This is a genomic window from Streptomyces sp. NBC_01089, assembly GCF_045162975.1.
Taxonomy (GTDB): domain Bacteria; phylum Actinomycetota; class Actinomycetes; order Streptomycetales; family Streptomycetaceae; genus Streptomyces.
Genome location: NZ_CP108660.1, coordinates 2,225,959 through 2,242,235 on the forward strand (window position 1 = coordinate 2,225,959; position 16,277 = coordinate 2,242,235).

Annotated in this window: 14 protein-coding genes; 4 read left to right on the top strand and 10 right to left on the bottom strand. The window is 70.9% G+C overall.

Annotated features, from left to right (window positions below):
* The first annotated feature begins 75 nt into the window (after window positions 1-75).
* Window positions 76-732: a bifunctional DNA primase/polymerase gene (locus tag OG510_RS09700; RefSeq protein ID WP_164266381.1), complete on the top strand. Its 657-nt coding sequence runs from the start codon at window positions 76-78 to the stop codon at window positions 730-732.
* Between the two features lie 145 nt (window positions 733-877).
* Here OG510_RS09700 and ftsY read toward each other — a convergent pair whose 3' ends face one another.
* Window positions 878-2,098: a signal recognition particle-docking protein FtsY gene (ftsY, locus tag OG510_RS09705; RefSeq protein WP_406136385.1), complete on the bottom strand. Its 1,221-nt coding sequence runs from the start codon at window positions 2,096-2,098 to the stop codon at window positions 878-880.
* 191 nt (window positions 2,099-2,289) lie between these two features.
* Here ftsY and OG510_RS09710 point away from each other — a divergent pair, with 191 nt between their 5' ends.
* Both OG510_RS09710 and OG510_RS09715 read left to right on the top strand, forming a co-directional pair.
* The gene (locus OG510_RS09710) at window positions 2,290-3,759 is read left to right on the top strand and encodes a purine-cytosine permease family protein (RefSeq protein ID WP_406136387.1); all 1,470 of its coding nucleotides are present in this window, start codon (window positions 2,290-2,292) and stop codon (window positions 3,757-3,759) included.
* 61 nt (window positions 3,760-3,820) lie between these two features.
* Window positions 3,821-4,801 (top strand): LLM class flavin-dependent oxidoreductase, encoded by a 981-nt coding sequence (locus OG510_RS09715; RefSeq protein WP_406136389.1) that lies wholly within the window; start codon window positions 3,821-3,823, stop codon window positions 4,799-4,801.
* A gap of 27 nt (window positions 4,802-4,828) precedes the next feature.
* Here OG510_RS09715 and OG510_RS09720 read toward each other — a convergent pair whose 3' ends face one another.
* From OG510_RS09720 to OG510_RS09735, 4 genes are all read right to left on the bottom strand, one after another.
* Window positions 4,829-6,247 carry a sugar porter family MFS transporter gene (locus OG510_RS09720; protein ID WP_406136390.1) on the bottom strand — a complete coding sequence of 473 codons (1,419 nt, stop codon included), beginning with the start codon at window positions 6,245-6,247 and terminating at the stop codon, window positions 4,829-4,831.
* Window positions 6,248-6,378: 131 nt separating this feature from the next.
* Window positions 6,379-10,380, bottom strand: coding sequence for an AAA family ATPase (locus tag OG510_RS09725; RefSeq protein WP_406136391.1), 4,002 nt, complete (start codon window positions 10,378-10,380; stop codon window positions 6,379-6,381).
* A gap of 218 nt (window positions 10,381-10,598) precedes the next feature.
* On the bottom strand, window positions 10,599-10,814 hold the full coding sequence (locus OG510_RS09730; protein ID WP_164267867.1) for a hypothetical protein: 216 nt from the start codon (window positions 10,812-10,814) through the stop codon (window positions 10,599-10,601).
* A 389-nt stretch (window positions 10,815-11,203) separates the two neighbouring features.
* On the bottom strand, window positions 11,204-11,485 hold the full coding sequence (locus OG510_RS09735) for an acylphosphatase (RefSeq protein ID WP_164267868.1): 282 nt from the start codon (window positions 11,483-11,485) through the stop codon (window positions 11,204-11,206).
* Window positions 11,486-11,630: 145 nt separating this feature from the next.
* Here OG510_RS09735 and OG510_RS09740 point away from each other — a divergent pair, with 145 nt between their 5' ends.
* The gene (locus OG510_RS09740; protein WP_406136392.1) at window positions 11,631-12,458 is read left to right on the top strand and encodes a CAP domain-containing protein; all 828 of its coding nucleotides are present in this window, start codon (window positions 11,631-11,633) and stop codon (window positions 12,456-12,458) included.
* A gap of 27 nt (window positions 12,459-12,485) precedes the next feature.
* Here the strand turns inward: OG510_RS09740 and mutM are convergent, their stop codons facing one another.
* The 5 genes from mutM to OG510_RS09765 all read right to left on the bottom strand — a co-directional run bounded on the left by mutM (window position 12,486) and on the right by OG510_RS09765 (window position 16,241).
* Window positions 12,486-13,418 carry a bifunctional DNA-formamidopyrimidine glycosylase/DNA-(apurinic or apyrimidinic site) lyase gene (mutM, locus tag OG510_RS09745; protein WP_406136393.1) on the bottom strand — a complete coding sequence of 311 codons (933 nt, stop codon included), beginning with the start codon at window positions 13,416-13,418 and terminating at the stop codon, window positions 12,486-12,488.
* Window positions 13,419-13,538: 120 nt separating this feature from the next.
* A complete protein-coding gene (gene rnc, locus OG510_RS09750; RefSeq protein ID WP_164267209.1) occupies window positions 13,539-14,342 on the bottom strand; it encodes a ribonuclease III in 804 nt (267 codons plus the stop codon).
* 19 nt (window positions 14,343-14,361) lie between these two features.
* A complete protein-coding gene (rpmF, locus tag OG510_RS09755) occupies window positions 14,362-14,535 on the bottom strand; it encodes a 50S ribosomal protein L32 (RefSeq protein ID WP_030753522.1) in 174 nt (57 codons plus the stop codon).
* 2 nt (window positions 14,536-14,537) lie between these two features.
* Complete coding sequence (locus tag OG510_RS09760; protein WP_239074971.1) at window positions 14,538-15,182, bottom strand: DUF177 domain-containing protein; 645 nt, start codon at window positions 15,180-15,182, stop codon at window positions 14,538-14,540.
* Window positions 15,183-15,382: 200 nt separating this feature from the next.
* Window positions 15,383-16,241, bottom strand: a protein-coding gene (locus OG510_RS09765; protein ID WP_371628382.1) for an IS5 family transposase whose coding sequence is annotated in 2 segments (ribosomal slippage) — window positions 15,383-15,887 and window positions 15,886-16,241 — 861 coding nt in all. Because the reading frame shifts where the segments join, the coding sequence is not laid out codon by codon here.
* Window positions 16,242-16,277: the final 36 nt, after the last annotated feature.

Here is a 16,277-nt window from a genome sequence, read left to right on the forward strand (position 1 = left end):
AGGGCGTTTGCGACGCAGGGTGACGGAGAGGCTCCAGGTCGTAACCACCGTCGCGCACGACCCGTTGGAGGGGGCATGGGCTTCACTATCGGCGGCATCCGGGACATCCGCTCCGGCACCCGGCGTCGCGGCCGCACATCGGAGTGCACGACGGTGGCCGAGTTCACCGGGCTCTGGGGCTGGGACGTGGTGCCCGGCGCGCGTGCGGCGGCGGGCAACTGCTCCTGCGGCGAGGCCGGGTGCGCGTCCCCGGGCGCCCACCCGCTCGGGTTCGCGCCCGCGGTGCCGGCGGGCGCCACCCTCGGTGAGGCCGCGAGCGCCTGGGCCAGGACACCGGGCGCCGCGGTGCTGCTGCCGGTCGGCCGCTGCTTCGACATCATCGACGTAGCCGAACCGGCCGGGCGCACGGCCCTGGTCCGGATGGAGCGGATGGGGCTCCCGCTCGGCCCGGTGAGCGCGACCCCGGACGGCCGGGCCCAGTTCTTCGTGGCCCCCGGCGCCGCTCGTGAACTGCCCGAGCTGCTCTACCGGATGGGCTGGGACGACGCGGATCTCGACCTGCACGGCCTCGGCCCGGGCGAGCACATCACCGCCCCGCCGTCGGACCACGCGGGCCTCGGCCCGGCCCGCTGGCTGCGGCCGCCGTCGCTGGAGACGGCGAGCGGCCCGCCGCAGGCCCGGCTGCTGCTCGGCACCCTGGCGTACATCTGCCACCGCCACGTTCCCGCCTGACGCGCCTCCCGTGCCGGCCGGCGCCGGTGCGGGAGCGCGCGAAGGGCCCCGCCACATCTGCACCGTGTGGCGGGGCCCTTCGTCCGTCACGGGTCAGTCCCGTACGGGGCCGGTCCTGGGCGGACCGGTTCGGTCCGGTACGGGATCAGTCCCCGACCAGCGCGTCCACGAACGCCTCAGGCTCGAAGGGCGCCAGGTCGTCGGGACCCTCGCCGAGGCCCACCAGCTTGACCGGCACGCCCAGCTCGCGCTGGACCGCGATCACGATGCCGCCCTTCGCCGTCCCGTCCAGCTTGGTCAGCACGATGCCGGTGATGTCCACCACCTCGGCGAACACCCGCGCCTGCACCAGGCCGTTCTGCCCGGTCGTCGCGTCCAGTACGAGCAGCACCTCGTCCAGCGGGCCGTGCTTCTCCACGACCCGCTTGACCTTGCCGAGCTCGTCCATCAGGCCGGTCTTGGTGTGCAGCCGCCCCGCGGTGTCGATGAGGACGACATCGGCGCTCTCCTTGATGCCTTCCTTCACCGCGTCGTAGGCGATCGACGCCGGGTCGCCGCCCTCGGGGCCGCGCACGGTGCGCGCCCCGACCCGTTCGCCCCAGGTCTGGAGCTGGTCGGCGGCGGCGGCGCGGAAGGTGTCGGCGGCGCCGAGCACCACACTGCGGCCGTCGGCCACCAGGACCCGGGCGAGCTTGCCCGTGGTGGTGGTCTTGCCGGTGCCGTTGACCCCGACGACCATGACGACGCCGGGAGTCTCCAGGCCGCCCTCGGTCTTGACCGCACGGTCGAAGTCCGTACCGAGCAGATTCAGCAGCTCCTCGCGCAGCAGCGTGCGCAGCTCCTGCGGTGTGCGGGTGCCGAGCACCCTGACCCGCTCGCGCAGCCGCTCGACCAGCTCCTGCGTCGGAGCGACCCCGACGTCGGCCGTGAGCAGGGTGTCCTCGATCTCCTCCCAGGTCTCCTCGTCGAGGTTGTCCCGGGAGAGCAGGGTGAGCAGTCCCTTGCCGAGCGAGTTCTGCGAGCGGGCGAGCCGGGCGCGCAGCCGTACGAGACGGCCCTCGGTCGGCTCCGGGATCTCGATGCTGGGGGCGACGGGCTCCGCGACGACGGGGTCCTCGACGGCAGCAGGAGCGCCCACGGCCTCGTCCGCGGGCGGGAGGTCAACCTCCTCGATGGTGCGGCGCGACTCGTCGCGCGGTGGGGCAGCGTCCTCGCCGACCTGGGGTTCGGCGGGCGGCGCTGTGATGGTCGGCGCACTCGGCGGTGCCGTGGGCAGCTGCTTCTTCTTGCGGCTGCTGACCACGAGCCCGCTGATCGCGCCGACCGCGACCAGGGCGATGACTACAGCAAGGATGACGATTTCCATAACCCACCCAGTATCAGTCACGGCTCAGTGATCGTTCACAGCCCGGCCGCGTCAGCTTCGTCGGATCGCACAAGGGACTAAATCCTCTATTTGAAATTTTCGCGGCCGCCCTACCATGATGTCGCTATCTACGCGCGTCACATCGTCTTTTCCCCGTCCCCAACTCCCCTCACACGTGCACGGAGTACCCCATGCCCCACGCCTCCGACGTCGAAGGCGCGGTGGAAACCCGCGGTCTCGAACCAGTCCCGGACAACGAACGCAAAGGCCGTGTCCGCGACCTGATCCCGACCTGGGTTGCCGCCAATATCAGTGTGCTGCTGCTCGCGATGGGCGCGAGCCTCGTCGTGGCCGACAAGCTGAACTTCTGGCAGGCGCTGATCGCCGCCTTCGTGGCCCCCGTGATCAGTTACGGACTGGTCGGCTTCATCAGCATCGCGGGCAAGCGCGGCGGCGCCCCCGGAATGGCACTGTCCCGTTCGGTCTTCGGCCAGCGCGGCAATCTGCTGCCCGGCTCACTGATCTGGATCGCCCGCTGGGGCTGGGAGACGATCAACGCGGTGACCGGTGCGTATGCGCTGCTGACCGTGCTCGACATCTGCTTCGGCGTCCACAGCAGCACACCGCTGATCGTCGTGACCCTGCTGCTGTTCGTCGCGGCCACGTTCCTGATCTCGGGCCTCGGTATCAACGCCCTGCACCTGTGCAACAAGTGGTCCACGTATCTCTTCGGGATCTTCTCCGTCCTGGTGCTCGTCTATCTGATCGCGGACACCGACTGGTCCGCCGTGTTCGCCAAGCCGGCCGGCACCACCGCCTCCCTGGTCGCGGGCATCGGCCTGATCGCGGCCGGCGGCCTCAGCTGGGTCCCGTCAGGGCCGGACTTCGCGCGGTATCTGCCGCGGCGCTCCTCCGGTACGGGCATGGTCGGCGCGTCCATCGGGGGCGCCGGCATCGTGGTCCTGCCGATGGTACTGATGGGCGCCGTGATGGCGGTCTCCACCCCGGACCTCGCGAACGCGTCCGACCCGGTCTCCTTCCTCGGCAAGGTCCTGCCGATGTGGATCGCGGTGCCGTATCTGCTGATCGCCGTCGTCGGCATGGTCCTGATCAACGCGATGTCGATGTACTCGGCCGGCTTCACCGCACTGACCCTGGGCATCAAGGTGCCGCGCGCCTGGGCGGTCTCCGTGAACGCCGTGATCAGCGTGGTCCTGGGACTGGTCCTGATGCTGGCGGCGACCAGCTTCCTCGGGTCCTTCGTCGCCTTCCTGTCGCTGCTCGCGGTGGCCTTCTCCGCCTGGATCGGGGTCTTCGGGGCCGACATGCTGCTCGGCCGCACCTACGACCCGGTGGCTCTGATGGACACCACCAGGACCAGCGCCTACTGGTACAGGGGCGGCTTCAGCCCGGCCGCCGTCGTGGCGTGGCTCGCGGCGCTGGTCACCGGGATGCTGTTCACCACGGCGGGCACGGCGGGCTCCGCCTGGTTCAGCGGCCCGTTCGCGGACAGCTGGCTGGGCCGCAACGGCCTCGGCTGGGTGGTCACCATCCTGGTCTCGGGCGTGCTCTACGCCGTACTCCCCAAGCCGAAGCCGCGGGCCGGCGCTGCGGGACAGGGCCCCGGCACGGACCGTGAGCCCGCGACCCTACCTATCTGACGCTCTGTCAGCTACCGTCCCCCTTCGCCAGCTCCCACCCGGCGAAGGGGGATTTCCCGTCATGGCCTTCACAGTCGTCAGGTTCAATCTCGTCGATCCACGGGCGACCCCCGAGTCACTCTCCGCCCGCTACCGCACCGCCCTGGAGATGTCCGCCTACGCGGACGGCCACGGCGTCGACACCGTCCAGACCGAGGAGCACCACGGCGTCGGCAACAACTGGCTGCCCTCCCCGTTCGTCTTCGCGGGCGCCGTCTTCGGAGCCACCCGCCGGATCGCGGTCACCGTGTCCGCGATCATCGGCCCGCTCTACGACCCGCTGCGTCTCGCCGAGGACATCGCGGTGCTCGACCTGGTCAGCGCGGGCCGGCTGGCCACGGTGGCGGGCATCGGCTACCGGCCCGAGGAGTACGCCCAGCAGGGCGTCGAGTGGACCAGGCGCGGCCGGCTCCAGGACGAGCTGCTCGAAACGCTGCTGACCGCGTGGACCGGCGAGCCGTTCGAGTACCGGGGGCGCACGGTCCGGGTCACCCCGCGCCCGTACACCGACCCGCACCCCCTGCTGCTCGTCGGCGGATCGTCCAGGGCGGCGGCGCGCCGGGCGGCCCGGCTGGGGCTGCCGCTGTTCCCGAGCGCGTATCTGCCGGATCTCGAGGCGTACTACCACCAGCAGCGCGCCGAGCACGGGACCGAGGGCTTCTGCATGATGCCGGAGGCCGAGACGCCGCTGCTGCACCTCGCGGAGGATCCCGACCGGGCGTGGGCCGAGTACGGCGATTACTTCCTGCACGAGGCGCGTACGTACTCCTCCTGGCAGTCGTCCGACATCCACTCCGCGGTCCGCTCGGCCGCGGACACGGTGGACGCGCTGCGCGCGGAGGGCATCTACCGGATCGTCACCCCGGACGAGTGCGTGGCCCTGGCCGACGGCGGCGCCGGCAGTCTTGTGCTGCACCCGCTGTGCGGCGGGATGCCGGTGGACGAGGGCTGGCGCAGTCTGCGGCTGTTCGCGGAAGACGTGCTGCCCCGGCTCAAGAGCTGAGCCGGAGCGGGCGAAGGGGGCAGGACCTCAGCCCATCTCCTCCAGCGTCTTGCCCTTGGTCTCCTTCACGAACAGCAGCACGAAGGGGATCGAGAGCGCGGCGAAGAGGGTGTAGATGACGTACGTCGCCGAGAGGTTCCAGTCGGCGAGGCTCGGGAAGCTGGCCGTGATGGCCCAGTTGGCGATCCACTGGGCCGAAGCGGCCACGCCGAGGGCGGCGGCGCGGATCTTGTTGGGGAACATCTCGCCGAGGAAGACCCAGACGACGACACCCCACGACATCGCGAAGAAGAACACGAACCAGTGGGCGGCGATGAGCGCCACCCAGCCCTGGAGGCTCGGCAGCTTGCCGCCGACCAGATGGTACGAGAACGCCCAGGCTTCCAGGGCGAGCCCGATGACCATACCCACGGAGCCGATCAGCACCAGCGGCCTGCGGCCGATCCGGTCGACCAGGACCATGGCGACCACGGTGCCGATGATGTTGATGATGGAGGTGGTGAACGAGTACAGGAACGAGGTCGACGGGTCGATGCCCACCGACTGCCACAGGGTCGCCGAGTAGTAGAAGGCGACGTTGATACCGACCAGTTGCTGGAAGGCCGAGAGGCCGATGCCGACCCAGACGATGCGTTTGAAGTAGAAGCCTCCGCCCAGCAGGTCCCTGAACGTCGACTTGTGCTCGCGCTTCATGGCGAGCCGGATCTCCTCGACCCGGGCGTCGAGGTCGATGTGGGTGCCTTCGACCTCGGACAGCACCTTCCTGGCCCGGTCCGGCTTGCCCGCCTGGATCAGATAGCGGGGCGACTCGGGGATGGCGAAGGACAGCAGTCCGTAGATGACGGCCGGGATGACCATGACCCCGAGCATCAGCTGCCATGCCTCGATCCCCAGCAGCTTGCCGCGCTGGTTCCCGTTGGCCGTCTGCAGAATGCCGTAGTTGACGAGCTGTGAGACGGCGATGCCGATGACGATCGCCGCCTGCTGGAAGGACCCGAGCCGGCCGCGGTACGCGGGCGGGGACACCTCGGCGATGTAGGCCGGGCCGATGACCGACGCCATCCCGATGCCGAAACCGCCGATGATGCGCCAGAGGGCCAGGTCCCACAGGGCGAACGGCAGCGCCGAGCCGACGGCGCTGATGGTGAACAGGACGGACGCGATCTGCATACAGCGGATGCGCCCGATGCGGTCGGCGATGCGGCCGGCCGTCGCCGCGCCGATCGCACAGCCGATCAGGGCGACGGCGATGACCTGGGCGAGGGTCCCCGAACCGACGTCGTACTTGCCCCGGATGCCCTCGACGGCTCCGTTGATCACCGAGCTGTCGTAGCCGAACAGGAACCCGCCCATCGCGGCCGCCGCGGTGATGAAGATGACATGCGCGAGATGGTCCGGGGCAGCGGGGCTGCCACCGGCCTGCGGTGTGTTCGCCGTACTGGTCACATGAGCTCCTCGGGCCCGTCCGCGATGACGGCCATGGGGATACGAGCCCCTCCAGTTGCGCACAGCTTCCGTGCGCCCACCACTTGGGGACCGGCCCGCCTGAGGGCCAATCAGCCGGGGCCGGGGCGGGCTCAGCGGAGGCGCTGGCTGATGACCTTGGAGACGCCGTCGCCCTGCATGGAGACCCCGTAGAGCGCGTCGGCCACCTCCATCGTCCGCTTCTGATGAGTGATCACGATGAGCTGGGAGCTCTCCTGGAGCTCCTCCATGATCCGGATCAGCCGCTGGAGGTTGGTGTCGTCCAGCGCCGCCTCCACCTCGTCCATCACATAGAACGGGCTCGGCCTGGCCTTGAAGATCGACACCAGCAGGGCCACGGCGGTCAGCGACCGCTCCCCGCCGGAGAGCAGCGAGAGACGCTTGACCTTCTTGCCGGGCGGCCTGGCCTCGACGTCCACACCGGTGGTGAGCATATTGCCGGGGTCGGTCAGGATCAGCCGTCCGTCGCCGCCCGGGAAGAGCCGGGCGAACACCCCTTCGAACTCACGCGCGGTGTCGCGGTACGCCTCGGTGAAGACCTGCTCGACCCGCTCGTCGACCTCCTTGACCACCAGCAGCAGGTCGGCCCTCGTCTTCTTCAGGTCCTCCAGCTGCTCGGAGAGGAATTTGTGCCGCTCCTCCAGCGCGGAGAACTCCTCCAGAGCGAGCGGATTCACCTTTCCGAGTTGCTGGTACGCCCGTTCGGCCGACCTGAGCCGCTTCTCCTGCCCGGCCCGGTCGAACGGCACCGGCTGGTTCCGCGGATGGTCCGGGTCGTCGGGCAGCTCCTCCCCCTCGGCGGCGGGCGACGGCGGCACCGGCTGGTCGGGCCCGTAGTCGGCCACCAGACCGGCCGGCTCCACCCCCAGCTCCTCCAGCGCCCTGGTCTCCAGCTGCTCGATCCGCAGCCGCTTCTCGGCGCCGAGCACCTCGCCCCTGTGCACCGAGTCGGTGAGCCGGTCGAGTTCGGCCTTGAGGTCACGGCCCCGGTTGCGCTCGGCGGCCAGCTCCTGCTCGCGCCCGGCCTTCGCGGCCTCGGCAGCGGCCCGCTCCTGCTCGGCGCGGACCAGCGACACCTCGACATGGGCGAGCAGCTGGCGCGCCCCGTCCGCGACGGCCGACGCGACCGCGGCCTCGTGGCGCAGCCGGGCGCGGCGCTGCTCGGCGCGCGCCCGTGCCTCACGCTCGGCGCGCGCTCCCCTGTCGAGTGCTTCGGCCCGTCCCGCGAGCCCCTTGACGCGCTCCTCGTGGGTACGGGCCTGGAGCCTGGCCTCCATCTCGGTCTGCCGGGCGTTGGCGCCGTCGGCCGCGAGCCGGTCCCGTACGGAGGTGTCCGGCTCCTCCTCCACCGGTGACTCCTCGGCCACCAGCAGCCGTTCGGCCAGTTCCTCGGCCTCCCCGGTCGCGCGCTCCAGGGCCTCCTGGGCCTTGGCTGCGGCAGCCGCCGACCGCTCGGCCTCGCCCGCCGCGCCCCGCGCCTGCCCGGCGAGCCGCCCGAGCTGCTGGGCGACACCGGACTTCTCCCGGTCGGCGGTGCGCCGCAGTTCGGCCAGCTCGTCGACGAGCGCCGCGCACTCCGCCCGCCGGCCGGCCGCCGCGCGCTGTGCTCCGGCCAGCTCCTCGCACCGTACGGCCAGCTCCGCCAGCCCGGCGGCGGCCTCGTCGACGGACGCCTGCACCTCCAGCAGGCTGGGCGCTCCGGCGGACCCGCCGTGGGCGAAGTGCGCGCCCAGGACGTCGCCGTCGGCGGTCACAGCGGTCAGCGCGGGGTGCTCGGCGATCAGTTCCTCGGCGTCCTCCAGGGTTCCCACGACGACGATGTCGCGCAGCAGCCGCCGGACTCCGGGGAGCAGTTCGGCGGGGCCGCCGACCAGATCGACGGCGCGCGGAGCCGCGAGCGCGACGGCGGCACGGTCCGGTGCGTGGCTCTGCCCCTGGCCCTGGCCCGGTGCTTGGCCCTGGCCCGGTGCCTGTGCCTGGCCCTGCCCCTGTGCCTGCCCCTGTCCCGGTGCCTGGCCCTCGCCCGGTCCCGGTGCCGGTGCCTGCCTCTGTCCCTGCCCCTCGCCCGGTCCCGGTGCCTGCCCCTGGCCCTGGCCCGGTCCCTGGCCCTGCCCCGGCACGGGCCCGCCTGACGGAGAAAGACCGGTGCCGCTGTCCTCGGTCCCCTCCGGATACGCCCCCGTCGGGGCGCCGGACGCCGGGGCCCCGGGACGGCCCCCCGCATGCCCATCCGAAGCAGCCACGGTGGCGCCGTCCGTACCGTCGCCGTGCCGGGCTTCGGGCACATCCGCGGCCCCGCCGCCCGCCCGCTCGGGCGCGGCCGTACGCACCTGGCCGGGCAGCCCAGCGGCGCCGGACTCGTACGGCGGTACGGGGACCACGCCGGGCAGCAGAGTCGCCCGGCCCGCGTCCTGCTTGCGCAAGCTGCGGATCGCGTCCGCCGCTGTGGCGGTGTCGCGCACCGCGAGCGCGTCGGCCGCCACCCCCAGCGCGGCCGCCACCGGCACCTCGTATCCGGCGGACACCGTCAGCAGTTCGGCGACAGGACCCAGCAGGCCGTCCGGCCGGTCGTCGGCCCCGAGCAGCGCACCGGTGCCGTCCTTGCGGCGCAGTCCGAGCGCCAGCGCCTCGTGCCGGGCCGCCAGCGCGGCACGCTCGCGCTCGGCGGCCGTGGCCGCTTCACGGGACGAACTGAGCGCGGTCTCGGCATCGGCCAGCGCGGACTTCGCCGCGCTGTGCCGGCCGGCGAGTTCCTGATCACCGGCGTCGAGTCCGTCGACCTCGGCCTTGAGCTGCTCGTACTCCTGCTGGGCCGCTTCGGCGCGGTCCCGCGCCCCGTCCCGCGCCTCGGCCAGCCGGTCGATCTCGGCCTGCGCCGAACCCGCTCTGCTGCGCGCCGCGTTGACCTGTCCGTGCAGCCGGGCGAGCCCCTCGCGCCGGTCGGCGATGGCGCGCGCGGCGTCCCTGAGCCCGCGCTCCTCGGCGGCCAGCTGCCGTTCCAGTTCGGCCCGGTGCGCCGAGGTGTCCTCCAGTGCGCGCTCGGCGGACTCCAGCGCGGCCTCCAGCTCCGCCTCCTGCTCCCGGATCCTGGCCGCCTCGCGCTCCATGTCCTCCGGGTCGCGGCCCCGCCGCTCCTCCTCGGGCGCCGCGGACGCGCTCTTCACCCGGGCGTCCGCCAGCGAGACCGTGCCCCGCACCCGCTCGGCCAGCTGCGACAGCTCGTACCAGGTCTGCTGGGCCCGCTGCAGGCGCGGGGCCAGCTGCCGCACCTCGTCCTCAAGACCGGCCTCACGCGACAGGGCCGCCCTGAGCGCCGTCTCCGCCGTCTCCCGGCGCTCCTTCAGCGCGGCCTCGTCGGCGATCTCGGTCCGCAGCGCCCGGCGCATCGTCACCAGGTCGTCGGCGAGCAGCCGCAGCCGTGCGTCCCTGAGGTCGGCCTGGATGACGGCGGCGCGCCGGGCGACCGCGGCCTGCCGCCCCAACGGCTTGAGCTGACGGCGCAGTTCGTCGGTGAGGTCCTGCACACGCGCGAGGTTGGCCTGCATCGCGTCCAGCTTCCGCAGCGCCTTCTCCTTGCGCTTGCGGTGCTTCAGTACGCCGGCGGCCTCCTCGATGAAGGCCCGGCGGCCCATCGGATCCGCGTGCAGGACGGAGTCGAGCTGGCCCTGGCCGACGATGACATGCATTTCGCGGCCGATGCCGGAATCGGAGAGCAGCTCCTGGATGTCGAGCAGCCGGCAGGTGTCGCCGTTGATCTGGTACTCACTGCCACCATTGCGGAACATGATCCGGGTAATGGTGACTTCCGCGTACTCGATGGGCAGCGCACCGTCGGAGTTGTCGATGGTGAGCGAGACCTCGGCGCGGCCCAGCGGCGGCCTGCCGGTCGTCCCGGCGAAGATGACGTCCTCCATCTTGCCGCCGCGCAGCGATTTGGCACCCTGCTCCCCCATCACCCAGGAGAGCGCGTCGACCACATTGGACTTGCCCGATCCATTGGGTCCCACGACACAGGTGATGCCGGGCTCGAACCGGAGGGTGGTGGCCGAGGCGAAGGATTTGAACCCGCGGAGGGTCATGGCCTTGAGGTGCACGCCGCCGGACTCTACCTTTCACTGCCGGTTTCGCCCATGAAGGTGCAGGGCACATCAGACGGTAAAGGAAACCGCACGGCAGTGCGTGAGCGGGGAAGAGCCAGGGGGAAAGAGCGGACAGAAAGAAGGGACGCCGAAGCGTCCCTTGCATATCCTTGCGCATTGGATCTCAAGCGGCTTTACGGATCAGCCCGGCCCGTACCCTTGTGGGGTGTGGGTCAGGTGAGCGCAGGCTCCGCCTGGGGTACGTCCATGTCGATACCGTCGAGCAACGAGTCTCCGTGGTGCTGGACTGCGGCGGCCAGCGCGTCGTTCTCGGACTGGATCCGTACGAGCTCGGATTCGAGGTCCTGGACGCGCTGCTGGAGCCGTCGCATCTCGGAGAGAAGTCGCGGGTCGGAACCGCCGACGTAACCGAGAAGCGCCTTTGCCATGATGGATGGTCCTCCACACTGAGTGACCGACCGAAGAGTGGTGGGTCGTAGGGGGAATCGCACCCGCGGAACTCGGCAGCCTCTGTCTGTGCTGTTTTCTCTGCGTTTCTCGCTGCCGAGCAGCTGAGGTGCGCGGGGCTTCCAGAGTCTCACCAAAAAGTTTGACGGTCAACACGATCACACCCCGTATCGATGGGCAGACCCGGGGGCACACGCCGGACGGTGTCCGGGGCGGCTCTCCTGCGGGGCCCAGGGGGCGTGGAGATCATTCCTACTGCGGCAGCCTGGCACGGAGCGCGCGTCTTGGCAACCACCAGGCATTTTCTGCCTCGCGGATATGCCAGAGGCAGATCGGCGGGCCCCTGCGGCCATCCCCTGAACGGGGCGCGTCAGCGGATCTCGAAACTCTGATAGATCCCGCGCGGAGTGTCCCAGATCTCAGTGACACCGTCGACGCGGCCGGGTGTGTCGGACGACCGCAGCCACTCCAGGAGAAGGTCGCACCTCTCGCGCGGCCCCTCGGCGACGACCTGCACCCTGCCGTCCTCCAGATTGAGGGCGAATCCGGTGAGCCCGCCGATCCGCAGGGCGTTCGCCCTGGTGAACCAGCGGAAACCGACACCCTGGACCTTGCCGCGCACCCAGGCGGCCAGCCGTACATCTTCGTTCATGTCTGCACGCTAACCGGCCGATTGCCCCGGCAGCACTTCGCCCCGACCCCCCATGGGCTACAGTCCCGAGCCAATGAACTTCACCTGTACGGGTGAGTCAGGTCGACGCCGGCCACGAGGGCCGGGCACAAGGAGGGCACCGCGCATGGGACGCCACAGCGGCAGGAGCCGGGGGGCCACGCCCGTACGCACCGGGCTGCTGGGGGTGTCGGCGGCCGTCGCGGTGGGCGCCGTGGCGATGGCGTCGGGGCTGCTGCCCGGCGGGGACACCTACACGGTGGGCGGCTCGGGCGGCGGCGACCGGGTCCGCGCCGACGGTGTGCCGGACCTCCAGACCCAGGGCGGATCGTCCGCCACCCCCACACCGGCCACGCCCTCCGCGCCGGCCGGTTCGGCCGCCGCCCGGGCGCACGCCCCGTCCACCTCACCCTCCCCGCACCGGCCGAAGGCATCCGCGGTCCCCTCGCAGCGGAAGAAGAGCGGCCCGGCCACCGCACGGAGCGCGTCGCCCAGCACGGCGGGGGCGCGTACGGCGCAGCCCTCCGCGGCGCCCGCGCACACCGAGGCCGCCCACACCGAGGCGGCCGGCGGAGCGGAGACCACCGCGGCCACCGCGGTACTGAACCTGGTCAACCATCAGCGGGCCCAGGCCGGCTGCCGACCGGTGCGGGCCGACGCGGATCTCGCCTCGCTGGCCGGCGCCTTCAGCGACGAGATGGCGTCCCGTGGCTTCTTCGACCACACCGACCCGGACGGGGCCACTCCCTGGGACCGGGCGGACAAGGCGGGCGTACGGGGGCTGGGCGGCGAGAACATCGCGCGCGGCCAGGCCGACGCGGCGGCCGTGATGGACTCCTGGATGCACAGCCCGGGCCACCGCGCGAACATACTCAACTGCGACTTCACCACGCTCGGCGTCGGCGTCCACTTCGGCGCGGGCGGGCCCTGGTGGACGCAGGACTTCGGCTACTGACCCGGCCGCCGCTCGGCGCCGCCGGTGTCAGCCGCGCGGTCCGGCCGGCGGGCGCTGGCAGCGCGGGCAGAAGTAGCTGGACCGGTTCATCCAGGGGCGGCGGCGTATCGGGGTGCCGCAGCGGCGGCACGGCTCGTCCTCCCGCCCGTAGGCGTCGAGCGACCGGTCGAAGTAGCCGGACTCGCCGTTCACATTGACGTAGAGGCTGTCGAAGCTGGTCCCGCCGACGGCGAGGGCCTGGTTCATCACATCCCGTACATGGCCCAGGAGTTCCTGGGTCCGGGGGCGCGTGAGGGTGGCGGTGGGGCGCTCGTAGTGTAGCCGCGCGCGCCAGAGCGCCTCGTCCGCGTAGATGTTGCCGACGCCGCTGATCAGCGACTGGTCGAGCAGGGCGCGTTTGATGGTGGTGCGGCGCAGCCGCAGCGCCGTGTGGAACGCGGCGTCGTCGAACTCCTCGTCCAGCGGGTCACGGGCGATGTGCGCGATGACATCGGGCAGCCCCTCCGGAGTGTTCGGGTGCAGCGAGAGCCCGCCGAAGGTCCGCTGGTCGACGAAGCGCAGCTCGGTCCCCGCGATGTCGTCGAACCGGATACGGATCCGCAGATGCTTCTCGTCGGGCACCGCCTCGGGCTGGACCAGGAGCTGCCCGCTCATCCCGAGATGGCCGAGCACCGAGTACGCGGCGGAGGACCCGGCCCCGGACGCCCCGCCTCCGGCGCCCGTGCCCGCGCCCGGCGCCCCGTCCGCGGCCGGGTCCTCCAGCGGCAGCCAGAGGTACTTCCCCCTCCGGCGTGCCACCCCGAACCTGCGCCCGCGCAGCGCGGCGGCGAAGTCGTCGCCGCCCGCGGTGTGACGGCGTACGGCACGGGGATGCAGCACCTGCACATCGGCGACGGTACGGCCGGAGACCCAGCGCTCCAGTCCGCGCCGTACGACTTCGACCTCGGGCAACTCGGGCACGCTGCTCCTCAGGGGTGGTTCACCGGCGAGCGGTGAAGAGGCTGAGAGGGACCATGGTGTGAAGGCTCATGAAAAGAACCGCCCGCCCCCCGGAGGGGACGGGCGGGGAAAGAACCGGCGTCAGGCCGAGGCCGTGCCGGCGGCCGGAGCCGAAGAGGTGTCGGCGTCCTCTCCGTGGGCGGCGGGGGCGGTATCGGCCGCGCCCGCGCGCTCTTCCGCCGCGGCGCTGATCGCGCGCCACGCGGACTCCGCCGCTTGCTGTTCCGCTTCCTTCTTGCTGCGGCCGGTGCCGGTGCCGTACGAGACACCACCGACGCGAGCAGCAGCGGTGAAGGTCTTCTCGTGGTCCGGACCGGTCTCACTGACCAGATACTCCGGGACCCCGAGACCTTCGCTTGCGGTGAGTTCCTGGAGGCTGGTCTTCCAGTCCAGGCCCGCACCGAGGTTGGAGGACAGCTCGATGAGGGGGTCGAAGAGCCGGTGCACCAGCTCGGACGCCGCTTCGAGGCCCTGATCGAGGTAGACGGCGCCGATCACCGCTTCCAGTGTGTCGGCGAGGATGGATGCCTTGTCCCGCCCGCCCGTGCCTTCTTCGCCCCGGCCGAGCCGGATGAAGAGACCGAGTTCGAGCCCACGGCTCACTCCCGCGAGCGCACGCGAATTGACCACCGCGGCCCGGAGCTTGGCCAGCTGGCCCTCCGGGAGATCCGGGTGGGTGCGATAGAGCGTGTCCGTGACCACCAGGCCGAGCACGGAGTCCCCGAGGAACTCCAGCCGCTCGTTGGTGGGCAGACCGCCGTTCTCGTACGCGTACGAACGATGGGTCAGCGCACGCACCAGAAGGGCGGACTCGAGTGTGTACCCGAGCCGCCCTTCCAGAAGCGTGTGGGACGAGGCATTGTCCGTCTTGTTGACGTCAGACATTGCGCCTCTCACCAGCCGCTCAGACCTCGAGGACCTGGCGCTTGTTGTAGGTGCCGCAGCTCGGGCACGCGATGTGCTGGAGCTTCGGCTCCTGGCAGCGCTCGCACGCAACCAGGGTGGGGACCGCAGCCTTCCACTGCGACCGGCGGTGGCGCGTGTTGCTGCGCGACATCTTCCGCTTCGGAACAGCCACGGCTACTTCTCCTGCTTCTCGTCGACGCCAGGTTCGGCGCCGTCAACGTTGTCCTTCTCGCCGACCTGGCCGGTCCCGACGAGTCCCTGCAGTGCCGCCCAACGTGCGTCGACGGCGTCATGGTGGTGGCCGGGTTCGTCGTCCAGCCTGATTCCGCATTCGGAACACAGACCGGCGCAATCCTCCCGGCACACCGGCTGCATCGGCAGTGCGAGCACCACCGCATCACGCAGCACGGGTTCGAGGTCGAACAAGCCGTCCTCAAGGGGGGTGATTTCCTCGTCCTCGTCGTCGGCACTGTCAGCCGGGTCCGCCTTCTTGCTGCGGCCCCGGTCGTCGGCTTCGGGGTACGAGAACATCTCCTGGAAATCCGCTTCGAGCTCTCGCTCCAGCGGCTCCAGACACCTTACGCACTCCCCCTTGGCGGTTGAACGGGCGGTGCCTGTGACAAGCACCCCGTCCATGACCGACTCAAGGCGGAGCTGCAGTTCTACGGGAGTGCCTTCCGGCACTCCGATGACCCCGTCGATGCCGAGGTCCTTGGGCGCTGCGACCGAGCGGGAGAGCCGCTGGAGCGCACCGGGACGCCGGCCCAGCTCGTGTGTGTCGAACACGAGGGGGTTGCGGTGGTCGAGGCGGGCGTTCAGGGCTCTTCCTGCTTTCGGATCGCTGAAGACTGGGAATGTGGCGCCGCCGCGTCGGGAACCGTCCGGAGACCATCGGAACGGGCAGCACAGATCGCGGAGGTACGGGCGACCGAAGAGCCAGGATACTGGACCGGCCGCCGTAGACCCAATCGGCCCCTTCGGGCCTCGGACCCGTAAGCCCTAGGGTGTGTCTTCAAAGGTCAGATCCATAACAGGATTGAGGCGATGGTGACGGTGGCCTGGAACGACTCGTGGGTCTTGTCGTAGCGGGTGGCCAGGCCGCGCCATTGTTTGAGCCGGTTGAAGCAGCGCTCGACGACGTTGCGGAGTCGGTAGACCTCCCTGTTGAAACGCGGTGGTCGGCCGCCACGTGAGCCTCGGCGTAGGCGGCCGCTGGCCTGGTCGATGCGTTCGGGAATCGTGTGGCGGATGCCGCGCTTTCGCAGGTAGGCGCGGATCTTACGGGAGCTGTAGCCCTTGTCCGCGATGACGTGGTCGGGCCGGGTGCGTGGCCGGCCTGGACCGATGCGGGGAACGCAGATGGCGTCCAGGACCTCCTCGAAGCGAGTGCAGTCGTTGACGTTCCCGCCGGTCAGAACGAAGGCGAGTGGGCGGCCGTGTCCGTCGCAGACCAAGTGGAGCTTGGTGCTCAGTCCGCCTCGGGATCTACCGAGGGCGTGATCACCCGCTTCGTCCCCCTCGGTGACCCCTTTTGCCGCCGGCGGCGTGCTGATGGGCCCGCACGATCGTGGAATCGACCGACACCAGCCAGTCGATGTCCCCGGCCGCATCTTTCTCCGCCTGCAGAGCCCGCAGCATGCGAGAGAACGTGCCATCCAGTGCCCACCTGCGGAAACGCGTGTAGAGCGTCTGCCAGGAGCCGTAGCGTTCCGGCACATCCCGCCAGGCCGACCCCGTGCGCAACTTCCACACAATCCCGTTCAGCACCACGCGGTCATCCGACCGCGGCCGCCCCGCCGTCCCCGAACTCGGCAACAACCGCGACAGGACAGCCCACTCAGCATCCGACAGCTCATGACGACGCACCACAACCGACATGATCCCTCAACACCTAAAACAGCTTTGAAGACACGG